This window comes from Psychromicrobium lacuslunae (assembly GCF_000950575.1).
Lineage (GTDB): Bacteria > Actinomycetota > Actinomycetes > Actinomycetales > Micrococcaceae > Renibacterium > Renibacterium lacuslunae.
The window spans coordinates 1,288,758-1,311,090 of sequence record NZ_CP011005.1; the positions used below are offsets into that span (position 1 = coordinate 1,288,758).

22 protein-coding genes and 1 other RNA gene are annotated in these 22,333 nt (G+C 58.2%); 9 read left to right on the top strand and 14 right to left on the bottom strand.

Annotated features, from left to right (window positions below):
- Nucleotides 1-46 precede the first annotated feature (46 nt).
- Entirely contained in the window at nucleotides 47-763 is a 717-nt protein-coding gene (locus tag UM93_RS06010; protein ID WP_045074347.1) for a S1 family peptidase, read from the top strand.
- A gap of 222 nt (nucleotides 764-985) precedes the next feature.
- Here the strand turns inward: UM93_RS06010 and UM93_RS17675 are convergent, their stop codons facing one another.
- The 3 genes from UM93_RS17675 to UM93_RS06030 all read right to left on the bottom strand — a co-directional run bounded on the left by UM93_RS17675 (nucleotide 986) and on the right by UM93_RS06030 (nucleotide 3,287).
- Nucleotides 986-1,378, bottom strand: coding sequence for a hypothetical protein (locus UM93_RS17675; RefSeq protein WP_157874110.1), 393 nt, complete (start codon nucleotides 1,376-1,378; stop codon nucleotides 986-988).
- Between the two features lie 1,034 nt (nucleotides 1,379-2,412).
- Entirely contained in the window at nucleotides 2,413-3,072 is a 660-nt protein-coding gene (locus UM93_RS17070) for a hypothetical protein (protein WP_052663654.1), read from the bottom strand.
- Nucleotides 3,073-3,098: 26 nt separating this feature from the next.
- The gene (locus UM93_RS06030; protein WP_045074353.1) at nucleotides 3,099-3,287 is read right to left on the bottom strand and encodes a hypothetical protein; all 189 of its coding nucleotides are present in this window, start codon (nucleotides 3,285-3,287) and stop codon (nucleotides 3,099-3,101) included.
- A gap of 44 nt (nucleotides 3,288-3,331) precedes the next feature.
- Here UM93_RS06030 and UM93_RS17920 point away from each other — a divergent pair, with 44 nt between their 5' ends.
- Nucleotides 3,332-3,532 (top strand): hypothetical protein, encoded by a 201-nt coding sequence (locus UM93_RS17920; RefSeq protein WP_157874111.1) that lies wholly within the window; start codon nucleotides 3,332-3,334, stop codon nucleotides 3,530-3,532.
- A 377-nt stretch (nucleotides 3,533-3,909) separates the two neighbouring features.
- On the opposite strand, the gene rnpB is transcribed toward UM93_RS17920, so the two are convergent.
- From rnpB to UM93_RS06055, 5 genes are all read right to left on the bottom strand, one after another.
- Nucleotides 3,910-4,281, bottom strand: an RNA gene (rnpB, locus tag UM93_RS17365) — RNase P RNA component class A.
- Nucleotides 4,282-4,311: 30 nt separating this feature from the next.
- Entirely contained in the window at nucleotides 4,312-4,494 is a 183-nt protein-coding gene (locus UM93_RS06040) for a hypothetical protein (RefSeq protein WP_045074356.1), read from the bottom strand.
- Nucleotides 4,491-5,324 (bottom strand): GAF domain-containing protein, encoded by an 834-nt coding sequence (locus tag UM93_RS06045; protein WP_045074358.1) that lies wholly within the window; start codon nucleotides 5,322-5,324, stop codon nucleotides 4,491-4,493. Before UM93_RS06045 ends, UM93_RS06040 begins: the two co-directional genes overlap by 4 nt.
- Before the next feature lie 67 nt (nucleotides 5,325-5,391).
- Nucleotides 5,392-6,837, bottom strand: coding sequence for a glyceraldehyde-3-phosphate dehydrogenase (locus UM93_RS06050; RefSeq protein WP_082057031.1), 1,446 nt, complete (start codon nucleotides 6,835-6,837; stop codon nucleotides 5,392-5,394).
- A 148-nt stretch (nucleotides 6,838-6,985) separates the two neighbouring features.
- Nucleotides 6,986-8,059, bottom strand: a complete 1,074-nt coding sequence (locus tag UM93_RS06055; protein ID WP_045074359.1) for an alkene reductase — start codon at nucleotides 8,057-8,059, stop codon at nucleotides 6,986-6,988.
- Nucleotides 8,060-8,233: 174 nt separating this feature from the next.
- Here UM93_RS06055 and UM93_RS06060 point away from each other — a divergent pair, with 174 nt between their 5' ends.
- On the top strand, nucleotides 8,234-9,031 hold the full coding sequence (locus UM93_RS06060; protein WP_045074361.1) for a YaaA family protein: 798 nt from the start codon (nucleotides 8,234-8,236) through the stop codon (nucleotides 9,029-9,031).
- A gap of 100 nt (nucleotides 9,032-9,131) precedes the next feature.
- On the opposite strand, the gene UM93_RS06065 is transcribed toward UM93_RS06060, so the two are convergent.
- A complete protein-coding gene (locus UM93_RS06065; protein ID WP_045074363.1) occupies nucleotides 9,132-9,866 on the bottom strand; it encodes a zinc ribbon domain-containing protein in 735 nt (244 codons plus the stop codon).
- A 47-nt stretch (nucleotides 9,867-9,913) separates the two neighbouring features.
- Nucleotides 9,914-10,810, bottom strand: a complete 897-nt coding sequence (locus UM93_RS06070; protein WP_045074364.1) for a Nif3-like dinuclear metal center hexameric protein — start codon at nucleotides 10,808-10,810, stop codon at nucleotides 9,914-9,916.
- Nucleotides 10,811-10,880: 70 nt separating this feature from the next.
- Here UM93_RS06070 and msrA point away from each other — a divergent pair, with 70 nt between their 5' ends.
- The 3 genes from msrA to epsC all read left to right on the top strand — a co-directional run bounded on the left by msrA (nucleotide 10,881) and on the right by epsC (nucleotide 13,017).
- On the top strand, nucleotides 10,881-11,405 hold the full coding sequence (msrA, locus tag UM93_RS06075; protein WP_045074366.1) for a peptide-methionine (S)-S-oxide reductase MsrA: 525 nt from the start codon (nucleotides 10,881-10,883) through the stop codon (nucleotides 11,403-11,405).
- Nucleotides 11,406-11,491: 86 nt separating this feature from the next.
- The gene (cysK, locus tag UM93_RS06080; RefSeq protein ID WP_045074368.1) at nucleotides 11,492-12,427 is read left to right on the top strand and encodes a cysteine synthase A; all 936 of its coding nucleotides are present in this window, start codon (nucleotides 11,492-11,494) and stop codon (nucleotides 12,425-12,427) included.
- Between the two features lie 2 nt (nucleotides 12,428-12,429).
- On the top strand, nucleotides 12,430-13,017 hold the full coding sequence (gene epsC, locus UM93_RS06085; RefSeq protein ID WP_045074369.1) for a serine O-acetyltransferase EpsC: 588 nt from the start codon (nucleotides 12,430-12,432) through the stop codon (nucleotides 13,015-13,017).
- A gap of 72 nt (nucleotides 13,018-13,089) precedes the next feature.
- Here the strand turns inward: epsC and gndA are convergent, their stop codons facing one another.
- From gndA to UM93_RS06100, 3 genes are all read right to left on the bottom strand, one after another.
- Nucleotides 13,090-14,526 (bottom strand): NADP-dependent phosphogluconate dehydrogenase, encoded by a 1,437-nt coding sequence (gene gndA / locus UM93_RS06090; RefSeq protein ID WP_045074371.1) that lies wholly within the window; start codon nucleotides 14,524-14,526, stop codon nucleotides 13,090-13,092.
- Between the two features lie 495 nt (nucleotides 14,527-15,021).
- On the bottom strand, nucleotides 15,022-15,810 hold the full coding sequence (locus UM93_RS17075; RefSeq protein WP_052663655.1) for a DUF308 domain-containing protein: 789 nt from the start codon (nucleotides 15,808-15,810) through the stop codon (nucleotides 15,022-15,024).
- 121 nt (nucleotides 15,811-15,931) lie between these two features.
- Nucleotides 15,932-16,873 carry a LysR family transcriptional regulator gene (locus tag UM93_RS06100; protein ID WP_045074373.1) on the bottom strand — a complete coding sequence of 314 codons (942 nt, stop codon included), beginning with the start codon at nucleotides 16,871-16,873 and terminating at the stop codon, nucleotides 15,932-15,934.
- Between the two features lie 77 nt (nucleotides 16,874-16,950).
- On the opposite strand from UM93_RS06100, the gene UM93_RS06105 reads away from it, so the two are divergent.
- A complete protein-coding gene (locus UM93_RS06105) occupies nucleotides 16,951-18,699 on the top strand; it encodes an L-aspartate oxidase (protein WP_045074374.1) in 1,749 nt (582 codons plus the stop codon).
- A 51-nt stretch (nucleotides 18,700-18,750) separates the two neighbouring features.
- Here the strand turns inward: UM93_RS06105 and UM93_RS06110 are convergent, their stop codons facing one another.
- Nucleotides 18,751-19,626, bottom strand: coding sequence for a helix-turn-helix domain-containing protein (locus tag UM93_RS06110; protein WP_082057032.1), 876 nt, complete (start codon nucleotides 19,624-19,626; stop codon nucleotides 18,751-18,753).
- 156 nt (nucleotides 19,627-19,782) lie between these two features.
- On the opposite strand from UM93_RS06110, the gene UM93_RS06115 reads away from it, so the two are divergent.
- Both UM93_RS06115 and UM93_RS06120 read left to right on the top strand, forming a co-directional pair.
- A complete protein-coding gene (locus UM93_RS06115; RefSeq protein ID WP_045074376.1) occupies nucleotides 19,783-20,877 on the top strand; it encodes an NAD(P)/FAD-dependent oxidoreductase in 1,095 nt (364 codons plus the stop codon).
- 51 nt (nucleotides 20,878-20,928) lie between these two features.
- Nucleotides 20,929-22,320 carry an MFS transporter gene (locus tag UM93_RS06120; protein WP_199921813.1) on the top strand — a complete coding sequence of 464 codons (1,392 nt, stop codon included), beginning with the start codon at nucleotides 20,929-20,931 and terminating at the stop codon, nucleotides 22,318-22,320.
- Nucleotides 22,321-22,333: the final 13 nt, after the last annotated feature.

Genomic DNA, 22,333 nt, shown 5'->3' on the forward strand with positions numbered 1-22,333 from the left:
GCGCACTTATCAACGTAGGTTGTCATCCCCCCACAAGGAGAGATAGATGAAATTTACCAAGTTCGTTTCCGCAGCCGCACTCGCCGGATTAGTCGCTACCGGCGGCGTTGTCGGTGCAGCCCAAGCCCAGGCCGTGCAACCGGCACCGGAGATTGTTGGTGGCAGCGTCGCCAATTACAGCAGTGTCCCCTATGCCACGCAGCTCTACGTCAATGGGCAGTTCAACTGCACTTCCTCACTGATTTCCTCCACCTGGGTGCTCACCGCGAAGCACTGTGTTGGAGGCACGGTGAGCGTTCGCGTTGGCAGTGGCGCACTCGGCCAAGGAACTTTGATTTCCAGCAAGCGAGTAGTCACTTGGAGCGGCGGCGACCTCGCGCTGGTTGAGCTCTCCAGCCCGTACAACACAACCTTCGCCAAGCTGGGCGCAAGCAATCCCAGCCAGGGCACCCTCGGCCGGATCTACGGCTGGGGTCGGGAAACCACTAACGGTCCTGCCGCACCGAACTTGAAAACCGCTCAGGTCGAGGTGGCAGGCCTAGACACGGACGCTTATGGTGGCGTTGCCATCGGTCACTACGGCGTTGACGGTCAGGCTTGGAAGGGCGACTCCGGCGGCCCCTTGGTGATCAACGGCAAGGTGGTTGGCGTAGCATCAACCAGCGGCAGCGGTGGTACCGACCCGAACGCTGACTCTTACTACACCTCAGTACCTAATGGGGCCAGCTGGATCTCCTCAGTCTCGGGAGTAAGCGCTAGCTAAGCGTCCTGCTCAAATTCGAGAGCAGCTTCACAACAAATTGCTGGGCTCGGAGAGAGCGAACGAAGCTGAAGTCATTCGGCGTTGCGCCCTCCTCGGCCACTGACACAACCAATGAAGAATCACTGATACGCCTGTGCAGCAGAGGCACGTCCGAGGGATCCGCTAGGATCCCTCGGACGATAAGTCAGCATTGATCTGCACAGGGCAACACCTCAGGTTTGCTCAAGGTACCTTGATTGTCGGCGTATAAACCTTTTGATTACCCATGTAGAAAACCGCCTGGAAGTACGAACCATGCGGAACCTGAATTGTTGGACCATATGAACCCGGGTTCCCAAAGAGGAAAGGCACCTGACCGCTAGCCAACTGCGCACCGTTGAGGTAATAGACATACGGTACGTTGCCCGGAACGATAACGACACCGGGTGGTACCAAAATATCGACTCTGCCCTGTACATAATTGTTGCTCCATACTGAGCAAGCCAAGACATTATTTGTTCCCACTAGCGTATTGGCACACTTTGACGAAGCCGCATTCGCTGGCGATGCTATCGCGCCGCTCACCCCCACCAGCAATGCCAGAGTTGCCAGTACGGCAAAGATTCTTCTCTTCATGTCTATGTCCTTCCAAAACACCGATGAGTGGATCTTTGTCCAGCCTAGGCAGACTGGGCCGGACATCAAACGGAAGTAATTGGAAGTTTTATTGGAAGTTATTGGAAGTTTTCCTAACTCAAGAGCTTGCCGCTGGAAGTTTGGCTTAAGCCAAATGGGGGCGGGACTTGCCCGGCGACTCTGAAGTCAAGGTGCTGCTTGGCTGGTGCTAATAGTGAATCCGGGCGCGGGGCGAGCTGCACAGAAAGTGCTGATCACTGGGATGGGGATGAGCTACAAAGCTTGCACTGCACAGTTCGCAGCTCGGACTATCGACGTCCGGAAAGCACTCACCCAAGCAGTCCAGCCGGTCGCCAATCGTCAGCGGGCAGACGAATCGATGACCTGCGCAACGCTGGACGGCATCTCCACCAGGCAAGGCCCGGGCAACATCAAGAACGGAGCCGATAAGGGACCAACCCCACCCCAGCATCCTTTATTCGCACCTATGTGCCGATCATTATCGGAGCTTTTATTGCTTGGCTGCTCAGCCTGGGTATCCAGGTAGACACCACCGTGGAGCCAGCCTTAATTGCGGGCTTGACTGCTGTCACATCTGCCGCCTACTTCGGGCTCGTCCGGCAATTGGATCGGAAGTGGCCGTGGATTGGTGGGCTGCTAGGTGTCGCCAAGACTCGGGACTCTTACAGCATAGGGAGAAAGGATCCTCGATGCGAAGGTGTCTTTTGATTGGCATACCGCAAATGTTGGTGACTCCGTTGACACATGGTCAGTAGCTACCGACGAATCTGCAAAGACCGGTCTGACGAATATTTGCGTTGGTGGCACAGATGGACTGCCTGCTGCTCATGTATCGATTTCTTTCAGTGGCCTAAGCAAGAACCAAAAGAACAGAGCTGCGAAAACTCTCAGAGATGCTGCCGTTGAGAGAGGACGCAGGCACCCGAGAGCTGAACAATCTTAGCTCTGCCCCCCGCCTTGCGCAGGGGCTTTTCGTCATTAAGGGCAGCGATCTTGATGCAGGCGGTCTCCAGTCACTTAGGCGGGGAATATGTGCCGATTGGCGGCCAAATGACGAGATGCTGCTGGAGATCTCGAATCGTTTTAAACGTGTCCGCATCATTAATGCCAGTGACCCCGTCCCAATCAGACGCGGCACCAAGAGAGCTGCTGATGAATATGATCTCTGCCGCGATCATCGCTCTGGTCCAATCAACATGCTTCATCGGCTCGTGGGCTCGGAGTGACGCGCGGATTCGGCGACCTTCTTCGTATAGATCGGCGACGGACTCGAACCCCATGGCGACAGCGAGTTCTTCGGAGCACCGAGCTGGCCCACCCCATTGCATCAACCCCTCCCACAGAAGTCTCCGTTCAAGAGCTGTCAGGTCATAGTTGACGAGTTCGTCCTCGTTGAAGTCAAACGGCTTTTCATCGTCGGGGTACGACTTCTGCCAAATACCAGTGCTGCGAACCCACCATTGCACTCCGTAGTCGCCGTCATTTCGGAGTTTCTCCAGGGCCTCTAGTGGCACGTTCCGGTTACGAATGACTGCTCGATGAGCGCGAGGATATTCCTCGATGATTTGCAACCAGACCGAGGTCTTCGCTTCCTCACGGTACAGGTAGTTTGTGCGTTCGACTGAGGCTGGCGCGTCTAACCAGCGGATGAATTCAGATGCAGAGTTGATCACAACTCATCAAACCACAGACATGCCGCCTACCAAGTGTGTGAGTACTCCAGTAGGCGGCAGGCGGTCTTTAGCGGGTGGGGTCGGCATTGATGACGATGAGCGTCCATCCCTCGGGTGGCAGCGTCTAGTGCGGCTCTGGCGGCTTCGTAGTCGGCGCCTTCGGCGGTGATGTCTTGGGTTTCGTTGTCTTTGCGCACGGTGCCGATGATTTCCACGTTTTCAAGTCTAAAGTGTCAGACCGGTTTGAGAGCCTGGCCGGATGGAAGAGCTACCCTTCGCGCAGCGCGCTGAGTACATCGAGACGCATTGCAAGATGAAGTTCGCCAGCCAACCAGTGCCTGCGGTTATTTTGATGCGGATTTCTGACGGCACAGACGGCCTGCTTCTTCTCCTTCGCCCAAACCGGCTGGGGACCCCACCAAGCCATATCAATGCTGCCCCTGCGGTTCACCATCAATGATCTGCTCGCGGATGATTAGGGGCTCCCGTATCTGTCCAGCATTGAAATTCCCGACCGGATACGCTGATCAAACTCCGCCCAAAACTTCGTTACCCAAGCCCAATACTTCGAGTCGGCCAGCATCCTTAGCCGATCCTTCATATCCTGCTTACTCTTCACTCTGACCGGTCCGCCCACACATGCCAAGATTCTACGCTTGTCGTTTTGAGGCAGGAACTAAGTGGTTCGCCAGTGGTAATCAGGGGGAATGAGAATAGTCTACTTTTTTGACAAAATACGCTGAAATGCGCGGAAGTCGTCAGGTCACAAAATTGGACTGGATCCCCTACATGTAGGGGCATTTTCCCGTGATTCCAAGCGAAATTAGAGGTCAAGAGCGGATGGGATAGCCGATACGCCGGGTTCTGTGAAGCGGTGCCGTTACCAGCACCGCGACGACGATCATCCATCTACGGACACCGTTGCCGATGCCCTCTAGCAGCCTACCCGGTCACTCGGGCGAGCAGCCCTCAGCGTGACCTGTCTGGCCTTGCTCCGAGTGGGGTTTACCTAGCCCGCCCAGTCACCTGGGCGGCTGGTGGTCTCTTACACCGCCGTTTCACCCTTACCTTCCGAAGAAGGCGGTCTGTTTTCTGTGGCACTAGCCTGCGGGTTACCCCGAGTGGGCGTTACCCACCACTCTGCTCTGTGGAGCCCGGACGTTCCTCGAGCCACTCCGCAGAGCAGCGCGCGATCGTCTGGCTATCCCATCCGAACTTCAATTCTAGCGGCTCGCCCGCTCAGCCTCGAACCGGTTTGGTGCTTGCGAACAAGCCCCAGAACCGCTTACGACGCATTGACGCCTTAGCTGACTCCTCGGCCTGCGCGTAAATCTCAGCGACAACCTGCGGGTCGGAGAGATCGGGAAGCTTCGCCGAACGTGGGTGAAGCGGCTTCACACTACCAAAAGAAATAGCCGTCATGTTCCCTCCTCCTTCAGGATCATTCTATCGGCTGACCGCAGGCTTGTCCGCATTTCCCGGTACATAGTCTCGGCAAAGGCAATCGCCAGAATATTCGCAAACACCTGAACCACATGCCGGTCGTCCTCGGTCAGGTCACCGACATCGGCGGCGTCCAGCGTGAGCATGCCGTGCACTTCATTGGTGCTGTCGATGCGCACCGAGATAAAGGTGCGATAGCCGCGGCCGCTGCCCCCATAGTCCTCCGGCTTTTCCTTCTTGAGGTCCGGAATGAATAAGTATGAGGAGTTCGAATTGCGGAGAAAGTCAAGTGCCTTATCTCCTCGCCCCGCATCACCGCGGACAAAGGAACCGGTGGGTTGCCGAACTCCGGCGTAACGAAAGACTTCCAGCCGGTCATTCTGCGGCGTGAGCGCATAGGCAATTGCCCTGACATCTTTGGCATCGTGAAACACGTTCACCAAGGCGGTCACCGCGTAGCGGCCGAGCTCATTGAGGGTGCCAACCCGTTCCGCCGCCGATTGCGCTGGCATCTCGGCCACCGCTGCGGCCATTTGAGAAATATAAGTGTTCAGCAGATTGCTGCTCACCAATTGCCGCGCGGCGACCCGACGCTCCCAGAACGAACTGCTCAACTGCACCAGCAAGCTGAGCGCCAGAATACCCGCCGCCAGCCAGAACAGCGAAGCGTTGTCCCGTGCCCAGAAGAAAAGTACGGTGGCCCCGGCGGGAGCGGCTATGCTCAACACTTTTGCCAGCATGGCTAAAGCTGAGGCGAAGCGAGCGATGGCTCTCGCCCGCCCCGCCAAATAGCCTTTTGCCGTCGTCATTTCTCTAGATTATCGCCCAGCACCGACAGAATTCTGGGCGAAGCTGTTTGAGATATGGAAGCTAAGCTCAGCTTTCGGTACGAGGAAAAGGCTTGGGGTGTACGCCCGCCATTTCCTCCATCACCCGAACAACCTGGCAGCTATAACCGAATTCATTGTCGTACCAGACGTAGAGCACTAGGTTTTTGCCATTGGAAATAGTTGCTAGACCATCGACAATGCCAGCCCGCCGGGAACCCACGAAATCGGTGGAAACAACTTCCGGAGAATCGATGTAGTCAATTTGCCGGTGCAGTTCGGAGTGTAAGGAGATATCGCGAAGGTAGCCGTTGATTTCTTCCTTGCTGGTCTCCTGTTCCAAGTTGAGGTTCAGAATAGCCATCGAGACGTCCGGGGTTGGTACCCGGATCGAATTACCGGTCAGTTTGCCGAGCAATTCAGGTAGCGCCTTCGCCACCGCCTTAGCCGCTCCGGTCTCGGTCAATACCATATTCAAGGCTGCCGACCGTCCGCGCCGGTCTCCCTTGTGGAAGTTATCGGTGAGGTTCTGATCGTTAGTAAAAGAGTGCACGGTCTCCACGTGGCCGTGCGCAATCCCGAATTTATCGTTGATGACCTTCAGCACCGGGGTGATCGCGTTCGTTGTGCAAGAGGCCGCGGTGATGATCTTGTCGCTGGCGGAGATGCTCTGGTGATTAATACCATGCACAATGTTCTTCAAATCACCCTTGCCCGGGGCGGTGAGCAGTACGCGCGCCACTCCCCTGCTCTGCAAGTGCTGAGAGAGGCCTTCAGCATCGCGCCAACGCCCGGTATTATCCACTACCAGAGCATTCTCAATGCCGTAGGCGGTGTAGTTCACCGCGGCCGGGTTATCCGCATAGATGACCTGAATCAAGGTGCCATTGGCCAGAATGGTGTTGTTTTCCTGGTCGACGGTAATGGTGCCGTCGAAGGGACCGTGCACCGAATCGCGGCGGAGCAAGCTGGCGCGCTTCACTAGATCCTGCTCTGAGCCCTTACGAACCACGATGGCACGCAAGCGCAGACCGTTCCCGCCACCGGCGTGCTCAATCAAGATTCGGGCCAGTAATCGGCCGATCCGGCCGAAACCGTAGAGCACCACATCGGTGCTACTGCGTGAATCATTACCGCGCTGATTCACCACCTCGGCAAGTTCGGTGCGTAGGAAACTATCAAGCTCGGCGTTTTGTGCCTTGAAGTTGCGACTCAACTTCGCCAGATCAATGGAAGCAGCGCCCAAGTCGAGCTTTGCCAGACCTTGCAGCAATGGCAGGGTGTCCTCAATCGGCAGCTCGACGTCATCAATCTGCCGGGCCCAGCGATGCGCCTTGAGAATGTCGACCACCGACTGGTTGATTAACGACCGTCCATAGACACTGGTCAGTACGTTGTTCTCGCGGTACAACTGACCGATCAGCGGGATCATGGCTTCAGCCATCGCCTCCCGTTTTGCCCAGCTTTGGTAGGCCAGCTCGGGGTTTGCAGTCACTTAGGGGCGCCTTCCTCATTGAAGTCAGTCAGAACACTTTCGAATAAAAGCCTTATCAATTCTAAAGTGAGCTGAGAACGCTCAATGACCATCGTGGTCAATCTCACGTTCTGGAAGGCGCCCATGATGCCAGGGTCCGGCCCCCCGACTAAGCGCTCAGCAGCGGGTAGTCGTTATACCCCTCAGCTCCAGCCGCGTAGAACGTCGCCGGATTTGCCTCGTTCTCCGGGTGGTCCCCCATCCAGCGCTCCGCAAGATCCGGGTTCGCGATCACCGGTCTGCCAACCGCGATCACGTCGGCAATGTTCTCAGCGACCACCATCCGCGCCTCCTGCCGTGAAGTCAGCGAGCTAAAGCCACTGTTAATCATGAAAACGCCAGTAAAACGAGACCGCAGGTCCTGCACTAACTCGCCCTCTGGATCCTGGTGCAAGATGCTCAAATATGCCAAGTCCAAGGGCGCAATTCCGGCCAAAAGTGCGTGATAGGTAGCGGCGGTTTCCGCCGCATCGGTTTCAAAAACATCCTGGATATTGTGCTCTGGGGACAGCCGAATGCCTACTCGTTCAGCGCCAATCTCGGCAGCGACGGCAGTAGCAACCTCAATGCCGAACTGGGCCCTTGCCTCCGCCGATCCGCCATAGCGGTCCTCCCGAACATTCGATGAGGGGCCTAAGAACTGGTGAACTAGATAGCCGTTGGCAGCATGAATTTCCACACCGTCAAAACCCGCCTCAATGGCTCGACGCGCAGCTGCCGCAAACTCATCGCGAACCTGCTCAACTTCAGCGGTGGTTAAGGCGTGCGGCGTCTGGTGCGGCAGTTTTTCAGCGCCCACTCGAACTTCACCGGAAATAGCTATAGCACTCGGCGCGACAGTGCGATCAACACCGCTGATCTTTGAATGGCCAGTGCGCCCGCCGTTCATCAATTGCATAAAGATCCGACCGCCAGCCTGATGTACCGCCTCGGCAACCCTGGCCCAGCCGGCCACCTGCTGCTCACTGACGATTCCCGGCTGACCAGCGTAGGACTGAGATTCGAAGCTCGGGTAGGTGCCCTCACTGATCAGCAGACCCAAGCTGGCGCGCTGCGCATAATGCTCAGCAATCAACTCACCGGGCACTCCATCTGAACCGGCACGCAGGCGCGTCAAAGGCGCCATCGCGATCCGGTTGGGCAGAGTCAGCGGTCCGAGGTCAAGCGGGCTAAAGAGATTCATTGAGGCACTTTCGACGAGGTCAAATCGTATTATTGCTGAGCAGAACAACAGCTTGCGGGGCATCACCAGCACCGTGGTCCACTTGCTCTGCGCAACATCGCAATCACAGAAGCTATTCCAGTGATCCGTCTCACGCCGTCAAAATCATGCCAGCGAAACGACTAAGCTCGTCTCGTGTTGATCTTGCTGCCGCCCTCTGAAGGTAAGACTGCTGCCGTCGATAGCCGCACGGTCGAGCTAACGGAACTGTCCTTCCCCGAACTCTCAGAGCCGCGCAAGCAAGTCCTCGAAGCGCTACGGCAAGCTTCCCTGCACCCCGAGGCGCTAAAGCATCTCGGCGTCGGCCCCTCCCTGGCGGCGGAAGTCGCGCGCAACACTCGGCTTTTAGAGGAGGCTGCTGCTCCGGCGCACCAGGTTTATAGCGGCGTTCTTTACGACGCCTTGGGTTACCAGGCAATGACGCAAGCGCAACGTGCCCGGGCCGACGAAGCGGTGCTGATCATCTCAGGACTCTGGGGCGTCGTCCGGTTCGGCGATCGGATTCCCGCCTATCGATTGTCGATGTCGGTTAGTCTGCCTGGGCTGGGCAGACTGGCATCGTTTTGGCGGCCACTTCTCAGTAAGGCCATGGACGAGCGAGCCAGCAATGAATTAGTTGTCGATTGCCGTTCCAGCAACTACACCGCGGCCTGGGCCCCGCCCGCTGAGAACACCGTCGAAGTCAATGTCTTCCAGGAACGAAACGGCAAGCGGACAGTGGTCTCTCACTTCGCAAAACACACCAGAGGCGAACTGGCGGGCTTGCTATTGCGACGGCGCGGATCAGCTCCGCAGACCCCGCGCGAGCTACTCAAGGTAGCCCAACGGTATTTCAACGCTGAACTTACCCCGGGAACAGCAAAGAAGCCTCATAGTCTGAACCTGATCCTGGCAGCGGGCGTGAGCTTTGCTAAGGCAAAATCGGCAAACTAAAACAGAACTAGAACAGAACTAGTCAGGCACTAGACAAGAACTAGATAGAGTTACTGATGCTGGGCCCATCGAAGATTCCGGCGGCCTGCTGAGGACCGAGTTAGCTCCACTCGCCGGAGCGCACCAGGATGCAGCCGGAGTCCGGGCAGAACACGATGTCGTCGTCAGCCGCTTTAGAAATATCTGCCAGGTCACCGGGGCTCAGCTGCATACCTGATCCCTCCGAAGTACCGTGGAAAAGACGAGCTGCGCCAATGCCACGGCGTTCAAGGGTTTTCTGATAGACGCCAAGCAAGCTTGCCTCAAAAGTTTCAGCCAGTTCGGTGCGTTTCTGTTGAGTTTCCTCGCGGTCTGCCAGCACCTCAGCGAGTGCAGCATCTATCTCGCTCTGGACAAGCTCTAATTGCCCCTGCAAGCCCTGCACCACTGATTGTTGGGTGGCTTGGCGGCCGGTGACATCCTCGAGCCGCTCCATCACTTCCAGTTCGGCATCTTCTAGATCAGAACGACGCTTAGCTAATGAGGCGAGGTCCGCCTGTAACGCCATCAGGTCTTTCGACAGTCCGCCGGCATTCAGCCTGGCTTCGTCGCGTTCCATTCTGCTGACAACTTGTTCGACATCGCCCTCGGAGCGCTTCAATTCGAGCTGAGTGTCTGAAAGTTCAATGCTTATTTGGCCGAGCGCTGACTGGGCCGCCGCCACCTCGGCCTGTAACTGAGTCAGCCGTGGATCGGCCTTTAAGGTTTTTGCCTGTTTGTCGAGGCTTTTGACTCGGCCGTCCAACGCCTGCAAATCCAATAACCTCAATTGCTCAGCCGGAGCAGCTTTCGCCATCAGTACCCTCTTCTCCATAAAAACCAGTGTTCTAAGCCTACGGCCTCTCAGCCCTCCCCGGGAGTCAAAATGAAATCCCAGGGATCGGTGTTGACCTGGCTGACACGCAACTCGACATCAAATCCTTGATCCCCGAGTACGTTCCCCAAAGCTTGAGCGGCCGCCGGTAGCCACAGCCATTCCGAGGCGAAGTGGGAGAGATCAACGAGGTAGGGTCGGCCACCAGGGCGCCCCTCGCGTGCTTCAGAGGCGGGATGATGACGTAAATCTGCGGTCAGGTAGACGTCAGCACCCAGGTTCTGCACCAATTCCAATAGCGAGTCCCCGGCTCCTCCGCACACCGCGACGCGGCGCACCAGCCCCTGCCGATCCCCCGCAACCTTCACGCCACCGGCCACTGCCGGCAGCACGCTAAAGACCAGGGCAGCGAAATCGCCCAGTTGCATTGCCTGTGGCAAGTCTCCGATCCGGCCGATGCCTTCTTCCGGCAGACCGTGCCGGGCCGCCTGCAAGGGTTTTACCTCTTCTAGACCCAAGGCATCAGCAATCACGTCGGAGACACCGCCCACCGCGGAATCGCCATTGGTGTGCACCGCCAACAGGGCGCAGCCGGATTCGATCAAGGCATGCACCACCTGCCCCTTACCGGTGTTAGCGGCGACCGAAGTCACGCCCTTTAAGAGCAAGGGATGGTGGGTAATGATCAGATCGGCACCCCATTCAAGGGCCTCATCGACCACCTCGAGAGTTGGATCTACCGCGAAGAGTATCTTCCGCACCTGGGCGGCGGGTCTGCCCACCACAAGTCCGACAGCGTCCCATTCTTCAGCCAAGGACTCCGGCCATAACTCCTCCACGGCAAGCTGCACTTCGGCAAGAGTCGCCGTCTGAGCCTGGTATTCGGGCTCCGCTGACTGGCTTTCTTCGGGTTCAAGCTGGTCCATAGCCCCATCCTATGTCGCTGATCGGAACAGCCACGGGAATCTTCTGTCGTCGAGGAACATTGAGAGTACTGTGAAGACTTTTGTATTAGGCGGCGGCTGTTTCTGGTGCCTGGACGCGATCTATCAAAAAACCCTTGGCGTCACTGAGGTTGTTTCGGGCTATACCGGCGGCTACACCAGCCACCCAGACTACGAGTCGGTCTGCTCGGGTGTGACCGGACACGCCGAGGTGGTTGCGGTGAGCTTTGACGAGACAATTGTTCCGGAAGAGGTGATCCTCGACCTGTTCTTCGTTTCTCACGATCCCACCACCCTCAACCGGCAGGGCTACGATGTTGGCACCCAATACCGTTCCTCGATGTTCTATGTTGACGGCGAGCAGCAAGCGAGTTTTCAAGCGGCCATAGCTCGGGCACAAACGCTCTGGAACGATCCGATCGTCACCGAGGTCACCCGGCTGCCAACCTTCCACCGAGCCGAAGAATATCACCAGAATTTCTACGCCAAGCACCCTGAGCAAGGTTATTGCCAGGTGATCATTAATCCGAAGCTGGCGAAAGCCCGGAAATATTACTCTTCGTGGCTAGTGGCTTAGGCGAGAGCGGCTCGGCTGGCTAAAATTTGCAAGGACTTCAAGCAGACCAGCTAGGCACGACCCAAAGCGACTCAGATAGGAATCCGATGGCAGCCATCTACGAAAACGTCACCGAACTCGTTGGACGCACCCCCCTGGTGAAACTCAACCGCCTGACCGAGGGCTTGGACGCCACGGTCGCGGTCAAGCTGGAATTTTATAATCCGGCAAACAGTGTGAAGGATCGCATCGGTAAGGCCATCATCGACGCCGCTGAAGCTTCCGGGGCGCTAAAACCCGGTGGCACCGTCGTAGAAGGCACCTCTGGAAACACCGGCATTGCGCTGGCCATGGTCGGCGCGGCCCGTGGCTACAAGGTTATTCTGACGATGCCGGAAACCATGTCTACCGAACGTCGAGTGATGTTGCGTGCTTATGGTGCGGAAATCGTGCTCACCCCGGGTTCTGAGGGCATGCGCGGTGCGGTTGAAAAGGCGCAGGAGATCGTCGCCAGCACCGAGAATGCTATTTGGGCCCAGCAGTTCGCTAACCAGGCAAACCCGGCTGTCCACCGTGCCACCACCGCCGAAGAGATCTGGCAAGACACCGACGGTGCTGTCGATATTTTCGTCTCGGGTGTTGGTACCGGCGGTACTATTACCGGCGTCGGCCAGGTGCTGAAAGAACGCAAGCCGGACGTGCAGATTGTCGCTGTAGAGCCGAAAGACTCCCCCATCCTGAACGGTGGCAGCCCCGGACCGCACAAGATCCAGGGTCTCGGCGCTAACTTTGTTCCCGAGGTATTGGACACCGAGGTCTACGATGAGGTTTTCGACGCCACCATCGAGGATTCACTACGGATTGCGCGGGCGTTGGGTACCGAGGAAGGCATTCTCGGTGGCATCTCCTCCGGCGCCATTGTGTGGGCTGCTCTAGAATTGGCAAAGCGACCGGAAAATGCCGGGAAACTGATCGTCGCAGTGGTCTGCGACTTCGGTGAGCGCTACATCTCCACCGTTCTGTACGACGATATCCGAGGCTAAAGATGACATTCTTCGCCAGACTGCGCGAAGACCTGCAAGCTGCTGGCTCCCACGATCCGGCGGCCCGCGGCACGGCGGAGAACTTTTTCATCTATTCAGGTCTGCACGCCATTTGGGTGCATCGACTGACCCATAAGATGTGGCAGAACCCTGCGCTGCGATTCCCGGCGCGGGCGCTCTCCCAGCTGACCAGGGCGCTGACCGGAATTGAAATTCACCCCGGGGCCACCATTGGCCGGCGCTTTTTCATTGATCACGGAATGGGTGTGGTGATTGGCGAGACCACCGAAATTGGCGATGATGTCATGCTCTACCAGGGCGTCACCCTGGGCGGACGCTCGCTAGCGAAGGTGAAACGCCACCCCACGCTAGGAGATCGAGTCACCGTTGGCGCTGGCGCCAAGGTGCTCGGCCCGGTCGTGATTGGCTCAGACAGCGCAATCGGCGCAAATGCCGTGGTGGTCAAGGATGCCCCGGCAGAGTCGATTCTGACCGGCATCCCGGCTACCTGGCGGCATCGAGATGCGAAGCGAGAGACCGCTCCGGCAGTTGATCCGGCTGAATATATCGATCCGGCAATGTATATCTAACTCGAAACAAGAACTGAGGGCCTGGGGTTCGCTCGCGAGCGAACCCCAGGCCCTCAGCCGTACACCAGGAAGCTAGTGACTATCGACGGCTTCGATTTCAGACTTGTCCTCGCCCCATAGGGTGTGGAAGGTGCCCTCGGCGTCGACACGCTGGTAGGTGTGCGCACCGAAGAGGTCGCGCAAGCCCTGGGTCAACGCAGCGGGTAGCCGCTTGCGGCGCAGCCCGTCATAGTAGGCGAGCGAGGCCGAGAAAACCGGCACCGGAATGCCCAGCTGGACAGCAATCGAGACCACTCGACGCCAGGCCGGCAATGCTTGTGCAATGGCCTCCGCAAAAGCCGGGGCGAAGAGCAGATTGGCCGGTTTCTCCTCGGCAGCATAAGCCTTGGTGATGTCTTTGAGCAGTTCAGCACGAATGATGCAGCCGCCACGCCAGAGCGAAGCGATCTCGTCAAGTTTCAAATCCCAGTTGTACTCGGCTGCAGCACCGGTGAGCATATCGAGCCCCTGAGCGTAGCTGACCAATTTGGAGGCGTAGAGCGCTTGCCGAACATCCTCGACAAAGCTCTCCGGAATACTCACTTCGCTCGTCTCCGCGACTAGCAACTGCTGTGCTTCGACCCGTTGGGATGCTTTAGATGACAACGCGCGTGCGAAGACCGACTCAGCGATGCCCGAAGTTGGTGAGCCGAGTTCAAGCGCCGAGATCACCGTCCAGCGCCCGGTACCTTTTTGCCCGGCCTGGTCAACCAGCACATCGACAAACGGCTTCCCGGTTTTAGCGTCAACGTGGCCAAGCACTTCGGCGGTGATTTCGATCAGGAACGAGGAAAGTTCACCCTTGTTCCATTCCGAGAACACTTCGGCCTGTTCCGCAGGCTCCAGGCCGGCACCGCTGCGCAGTAGGTCGTAAGCCTCACCGATCACCTGCATATCGGCATATTCAATGCCGTTATGCACCATCTTGACGAAATGACCGGCACCGTCGGTGCCAATCCAGGCGCAACAAGGCTGGCCGTCGACGTGAGCGGAAATTTTCTCCAGCAACGGCCCGAGCGCCTGGTATGACTCCTGCGAGCCACCGGGCATAATCGACGGGCCGTTCAGCGCCCCTTCCTCACCACCGGAGACGCCAATGCCAACGAAGTGCAGGCCCTGCTTGGCGAGCGCTGCCTCCCGACGGCGGGTATCCTCAAAATGTGAGTTTCCGGCGTCGATGACGATATCGCCCTCTTCAAGCAGCGGAACTAGCTGATCCACCACGGAGTCAACCGGCGCTCCAGCCTTGACCATAATCAGCACCCGACGCGGCTTCTCCAGGGCACCGACCAGCTCTTCCAGGGTTTCGGTGCGGACGAAGTCGCCCTCGCTGCCGTGTTTGGCCAAAAGTTCATCGGTTCGGCTCACCGAACGGTTGTGCAAGGCTACTGTGAAGCCATTCCGGGCCAGATTTCGAGCCAAATTCGCGCCCATTACGGCCAGTCCGGTTACACCGATCTGTGCAGACATTCTTCCTCCATGGATCATAAAAGTCCTAACAGTTAAAGCCTAGTGCCCTTCGAAGCGCTTTGCCGGTCTGGTACCGCTACGTGACGCCACGCAACTCTCGGTGGACGGAAGCGATTTGACTTGTATGCAAAAGCTTGTATATTTATTTATGGCCTTCTGCGCTGGCATCCCCCAATAGTCAGCGCAGAAGGTCTTTTATTTTGGCTGAAATCCAGCTGTTCCGGGACACTGCTCAAGTAGCTCATCGGATCCCCATATTCGCACGCATCATCGGACCGTGGCAGCCCCTCTGAGGTTTTCGCAACATTCAGTCCCAAAAAAGCTCACGACATGCCGTGCCGGGTTTGCATCCTGGCCAAGCCGGACTATGCTTAAACATGACTCCTGACCGTCGTATCCCCCAATAACGACGGTCAGGAGTTTTTTAGTGCCCGAGCTGACAACCTAGGCTTAGCACTGAGCAAAACGTCCCTACTGCCAGGGTCAGCTCAGGCATTACTTCAGCGAGCCGAAGCAACTGACATAGTCAACGCCTGACTTCTTGTCCACGCTCTGGCCGTCGACGAAAATTTCGCAGCTCAACTTGCCATTACCGGTGTATTCCTTGGCACTCACCGAAATCGTGGCAAGTCCCAATACTGATTTACCGGCGATGGCCTTCTCCCAGCTTCCGTTCACCGGGATTTTGCTCTCGCTCTCATTAGCCGCCGAATAGCTGATCTCGGCGGCAACATCTGAACTGACTACCAACTTGAAGCTGTGTTCCTTATTGAGCTCAGTAGGCAGGCTAGTCGGGAACCCAGAAGGCAGATCGACGCTTTGCTGCACTGCATTACCAATCGCAATGGTGGTCACAATCGTCACCACAATTGCCACCACCATGGCTACCAAACCAAGCGAAGCGCCAATCGCGGGCATCACTTTGGCGGCACCCTTCCGAGCCAACGCGATGCCACCGCAAATCAGCGCGGCCAGGCCTAGCAACACGCTGATTAATCCGACGAAAGGGATCCAGGACAAGGCCAGCGCAATAATCCCGAGTACCAAGGCCACAATGCCGAGCGCGTTCCCCGCCCCGGACGGTGGCGCGGGCTGATAGCCTGCTGATGGGTAGCCGCCTCGGTAATTGGCCTGCTGATAGGGGTACTGTCCGGATTGCTGCCCGGATTGTGGATAGGCGTTCTGTCCCTGTTGCGGGTAGCCTGCGGGCTGGTTACCTGGAGCCGGTTGATAGGGCTGATTATTCTGCGGTTGCGCGCCAGGTAGTTGCGGAAAGTCCGACATGATGACCTCTGGATCTAATGAATCGAAAAACAGTTCTCTCCAGATGCTATCCCTTGATCTAGACGAGCTCTCGACGCTTAGTCAAAACGTGGCCTAACAGCAACTCCCCCGTCACTCATCCTCAATCAGCTTTGCTGAGTAGCTCAGCGAGCGGGGCGCCAACCGAGGTAATCTGCTCAATGGTTGAAACAATCAATTGCTGCATCGCGAGAGCGGCTCGGCTGAGCCTGAAGTCGGGACGATGAGCCAGACTGATCGTCCTACTCAATTGCGGTTGACTGAGCCGCAAGGAGTGCAGCTTCGGTCTGTCCAGGAGCACCATAGCGGGCACCACAGCCACCCCAATACCGCGCTCGACAAAGCGCAGCACGGCATCCATTTCGGCCCCTTCAACTGCGTTCCAGGGTGCGAGATGGGCGGCTCGGAAGGCGGCGTCGGTGGCTTGCCGCAAATCGTAGCTGCGGTGAAAAGCGATCTGCGGGAAGGTCGCGAGTTCTTCAAGACTGATGATCTGACGCGAGGATAAATTTGTATCAGATACCGCCCCAATCACCACTAGTTGCTCGTTCAGCAGCGGAAGTCGATTCAGGCTCATCGCGGAAGGCGCGATACTTTCGGTTGCGGTCATCAAGGCAAGGTCCAATGCCCCCTCCTCAAGTTCCTCGGCTAGACCGTTCGAGCCCCGCTCGGTAATGCGCAGCTCAATACCCGGAAATTTCTGTCGAAAGGCGGCGAGTACCTCGGGCACCAGGCTGATGCACAAGGTCGGGGTTGCCCCCAGTCGCACCGCTCCCCGACGCAGATCCGCCAATTCAGCCATTTCCAGACGCGCCAATTCAGCGTCGGCGAGCATCCGACGGGCCAGCGGCAGCAAACGCTCGCCAGCAGCGGTAAGGGTGATGTGGCCTCGGACCCGATGGAAAAGCTCGGCGCCCAAATCATGTTCAAGGGTGGCTATCTGTCTACTCAAGGACGGTTGCGCTAAATGCAGTTGCTCGGCGGCTCTGGTGAAGTGGCCAATCCGTGCGACCGCGTCAAAGCTGCGAAGCTGTTCGAGGTTCATGTCAATAGCATAAATGCATGATAACTACTCAAATTATTCATTGGAGTAATCATGTCAAGATTTCTAGCATTGACAGTATGAAGACATCGACCAATTCTGAACGTCAATTAGCTACCAATGTGCTGGTCATTGGCACCGGTGGCGCGGGGCTGCGCGCCGCCATCGAACTCGCCGAACGGGGTGTGAAGGTACTTGCGGTCGGCAAACGTCGTAAGCACGACGCTCACACCACACTCGCTGCCGGTGGCATCAATGCCGCCCTGGGCACGATGGATCCTGAGGACAGCTGGCAGCAACACGCCGCAGACACGCTACGCGAGTCCTACTATCTGGCTGACCCGGAGATTGTGGAAATCGTCGCTAAGAACGCCGCCCGTGGCATTGCAGACCTGGAACGTTGGGGAATGCCCTTTGCCAGGGAGGCCGACGGCCGGCTGAGTCAGCGTTTCTTCGGGGCGCACCGGTACCGTCGGACTTGTTTCGCCGGGGACTACACCGGCCTGGAGATTCAGCGCACCTTGGTGAACCGGGCCAGCTCCGCTGGGGTTGAGATTGTGGACACGATGTACATCACTCGGATTCTGGTCAGCGACGGGGTGGTTTTTGGTGCTTACGGTTTTGATGTGATCGATGGAACTCCGGTGGTTATTCACGCCGATGCCGTCATCCTAGCCGCTGGTGGCCACACCAGAATCTGGCGTTACACCTCCTCGCGTCGCGACGAAAACACCGGCGACTCCTTCCGCCTCGCTGCTCTCGCCGGTGGCAAGATCCGCGATGCTGAATTGGTCCAGTTCCACCCCTCCGGCCTACTGGAACCAGAGGATGCGGCGGGCACCCTGGTTTCCGAAGCGGCTCGCGGCGAAGGCGGCGTGCTGCGTAACGCGCAGGGCGAGCGCTTCATGGATCGTTATGATCCTGAACGGATGGAGCTTTCCACCCGGGATCGGGTCGCCTTAGCTAATTACACCGAGATCGCCGCGGGACGCGGCACCAAAAAAGGTGGCGTCTATCTCGACGTTTCGCATCTGCCGAAAGAGCAGATTCGGGCCAAGTTGCCTCGATTATTCCGGAGCTTGATCGACTTGCAAATGCTCGACATCACCGAAACTCCGATCGAGGTTGCACCCACCGCACACTATTCAATGGGCGGGGTTTGGGTTCGGCCGGAAGATCACGGCACCGGTGTTGAGGGCTTCTACGCCATTGGGGAAGCTTCAAGCGGCCTGCACGGGGCTAATCGACTCGGCGGCAATTCTTTGATTGAGCTAATGGTTTATGGCCGGATTGTCGGCGAGGAAGTAGCCGAGTATTCACGAAACCGGAGCCAGGTGCAGCGTGACCCGGCCGCCGTGGAAGCCGCCCGCGCCGAAATGCAAGGCCTACTGAACGGTGATGGTAAGGAAAGTCCACGTCGGATGCAGCGAGCGGTCCGCGATCTGATGACCGAGCACGCGGGAGTCGTGCGCAGCGAAGCAGGCTTGAGGGCGGGGCTGGCCAAGCTCGAGGAACTCGAAGCGCGGCTCCCCCAGGTTACTGCTTATCCAGACATTGCCGGATTCGATGACTTGGCTCATGCTTTTGACCTGCTTGGTTCGCTCTTGGCTGCCAGAGCCACCTTGGAATGCGCATTAGAACGCAGGGAAACCCGGGGCTGCCATAACCGAGAAGATTTCCCGGAACAAGACGAGGCGCTGCGCGGGAATATGGTCTGGGAACCGAACAACGGCGTGAGCTTCGAGGCTGCTAAAGAGGCACCCGACTCCTTCCGAGACCTCGCTTACGCCAGCGCCGATGATTCGGTGGCCGGGAAACTGGTGGAGTAGCTCCGTCGCACCGAGCTGCTCACGGCTCCTAGCATCTGCTTGGGACTACCTTCAAACGGCGCGAAGCGGTGTTACCTGACCCCAGCGGTCCTGTTCAGAATGGTCTTGTTCAAGTTGACCTTGCGCAAAGGCATTCCGCGTTTGCTCATCCGCTGGGATCAGGATCACAATCTGTTGCTCCGGCTCGGCTGGCGTCTCTAGCACTTCACGTTGCCACTTCGTGACGATGCCGCCGGGTAGACGGATCTGCCAGGGCCGCGATTCCGGCGGGAGATTTCGGCTGAGCCGGGCGGTAAATTCTGGGCCTGCCTGAGCCGCTATCTCAGCTTTGAGCCACTCTGCGGCGGTGAGGGTAGGGGCATGCCAAAGGTCGAAGGTCTGTACATCGGCCACATATTCCCAGTTGAGCAGCGCCTGCTGAGCCCGGGGATCAGTGAAAAGGTAGCGAAGCAGATTCGGATCTTCAGCGTCCAGTAAGCCGGTGGGCTGCAGCAGCCGATTAAAGGCGCTGGTGTGGGCCAGCACATCGCCCAATTTATTGGTAACCATCGCGACCCCAGCCGGCTCGAGCAGCCGGAGAGTTTCGAGGGTTGCAGGCCTAACTTCTTGACGTAACGGGGCGGGATTGAGCTGGCGTTGGCCAACGCAGGCCCCGCCAGCGATCTTAGCGAGGAAGGTCAGATGCCGTCGCTCCGCCACATTAAGGCTTAGCCCGTCCGCAATGGCGCGCAGCACCGGAAGAGTCGGATTGCGGTCTCGGCCTTGCTCGATCCGGGTAAGATACTCGACGCTCATCCCAGCGCGGGTGGCGAGTTCGATCCTCCGCAGACCCGGCGCACGACGTCGGCCGTCATCGGGCAAGCCCAGATCTGCTGGTGACGTGGCATCGCGCTTGGCGCGGATGAAGTCTCCCAAAGGTGTGCCCATCTCTGCATCCTACGCCGCCAGAATGGCCCCGAGGGTGGCCGTAATGGGGCTAGTCTCAGAGCGGTCTGGCTGCTGATGACTTCTGATCCGAGCCTTGAAAGGTACCAGAAGACCGCTATTGGATGACCGATAGCCATCAACAAGGAGCCTTATCGGATGTCTCAACGAATCGTCATCGTCGGCGCAGGCTACGGCGGCAGCGCCCTGGCGCATCAGCTTCAGGACCACGCCGAGGTCACCCTCATCGACCCGCGCGATGCCTTTGTCAATATTGCTGGCTCTCTCCGGGCACTCACCCGCCCCGACTGGGCGGCAAATATCTTCTTCCCGCTCGAACAGATTTTGCCTCGAGGAAAGCACCTTAGAGACAAAGCCATCTCTGTCGACCCCGGCGGCGTGAGTTTAGCCTCGGGTGATCGGGTTGAGGCCGATTACATCGTGCTGGCTACCGGTTCGAGCTACCCGTATCCGGCCAATCCCAGTTCCGATCAAACCGCGGCGGCGCTGACCGATTTCCAGGCGACTCATCAGGCCCTCGCTCAAGCCCCACGGGTGCTGATCCTTGGCGGTGGGCCGGTCGGCCTGGAACTCGCCGCAGAGATCCGCGAGGTCTGGCCCAATAAGCTCATCACCGTGGTCGAACCAGGTTCAAAGTTGCTCCCGGCCTTCCTCCCTGAAGTTCAAGAATCGCTGCTGCAGCAGCTCGGTGCCCTGAAAATCGAGATACTCACCGGCACCCGGATTGAGAAACTTTCTGATGCTGCCGCTGGCACTCTGGCGGCCATTTCAGCAACCACCGACAAGGGCCAAATAATTGAGGCCGACATCTACTTCCGCGCTTATGGCGCCGTTTTGAACACCGGCTACCTCGATGATGGCAAGCTCACCAAGCTCACCGACCGTGCTGAGGTGGCGGTGAACCCAGACCTCAGCGTCGGAGAGCATCGCCATGTCTATGCCATTGGGGATATCACCAATATCGCTGAAGCCAAGATGGCTGGTTATGCCGGGCAACATGCAGCAGTTGTCGCACAGAACATCCTCGCTCAGCTGGCCGGAAGAGAGCCGACGGAGACCTACCTACCCCATGACTACCCGATGATTCTGCTGCCGCTTGGCAGCCGGGCAGGTGTCGGCCAGCTCCCTTCGGAGAATGGACCAGCGTTCGCCGGAGCCGAACTGGTTTCTGAGTACAAGGGCACCGATATCTACACCGCGCGCTTTGAACAACAATTCTCCATCTCTCGGTAGCCGGATTCGCTGCTGCGAGGACAAAATATGCCCGCCCAAAAACCAATCCCAGTGCCTCCCTCTCTGGCGCGCCTGCTGACCGTATTGATGCCAGCAATGCTGTTGATTCCGATTGCCAGCGACATGGTTGCTCTGGTCCTTCCCGCCATCACCAGGGAATTTGCCAGCTCAACCGCGCAAGCAAGCTGGGTGGTCACCGGTTTCCTACTGGCCTGCGCCATCGGTATCCCACTGTATGGGCGACTGGCCGATCGATGGTCCTTGCAGCGCGTTTTTATCGCAGCGATCCTGGCCTACGCTGCGGGCAGCTTGATCTGCGCGCTCGCACCATCTCTCCTCACGCTTGTTATTGGACGGGTACTGAGTGGGTTCGGTGGAGCCGCTATTCCGGTACTCGCTATTGTCGCCGCCTCGCGATTGCTACCCCGCCGAGAGGTCCCGCTTGGGGTTGGCGCTATCGCGGCAGCGGGCGGAATCGGGGCCGCGCTCGGGCCCGCAATCGGGGGCGGTCTAGGGCAGCTGTTGGGCTGGCGGGCATTGTTCTGGATCATGTTTCTCGCCGCTCTCGCCCTCGTCCCTGCCCTCCGCACCGTGCTCGGGCAGGCCCGGCCGCGTTCCCGAGCCCGACTGAATCTGATCGGCGGAGCATTATTAGGGCTGAGCACTGGAGCCTTGCTTTTCGGTGTTACCCAGGCTGAAGGGGTCGGTGGGTTTACGAAACCCACCTCGTGGGCACCACTGCTGCTCGGAGCGATCGGGCTGAGCCTGGTCGCCCTGCGCAGTCGCAGCGCAGCAGATCCTTTCGTGTCTCCAGCGCTATTCCGTCAACGGGGATTCCTCGGCGCTGCCGGAGTGATCTTTTTGGCGATGGTAGCTAACCTCTCAGCCTTGGTATTGATCCCGCTGCTGATTATCAATGTGAACGGGCTGAGCGCGGGCGAGGGAAGTTTAGTGATGGTCCCGGGAGGCATTGCCTTAGCACTGACCTCCGTTTTGGCTGGCCGCCTCGGCAAAGCTGGCGCCAACGAAGGCTCGGTGAGCATTATTGGCTTGGCTCTCATTGCACTGGCGATGCTGCTCATGTCGACGGTCGCCGGGCGCCCTCCCCTGCTCGCTGCGCTCGCCGTTACCATCCTTGGTACCGGCTTCGCTCTGGTGGTGACTCTCACCACTAACGCGGTTAGTCAGCTGCTGCCTAGCGAGCTTGCCAGAGGCGGCATCGGCATCTTCCAAAGTGCGCAGTTCCTCGGAGCGGGAACGGGGCCGGCACTTTTCAGCGTACTCTTATCCTGGCGACAGTCGGCTCCCGGAGCGACGCTGAACCCGCTAGCGTCCGTCGAGGCGGACGCCTATTCAGACATCTTCTTAGCTCTCGCGGCGGTGGCATTGATAGCAATTTTTCCCGCGCTGCGGCTTCGTCGAGATCGCGGCAGGCCGCAGTAGGGACGATCGTCGA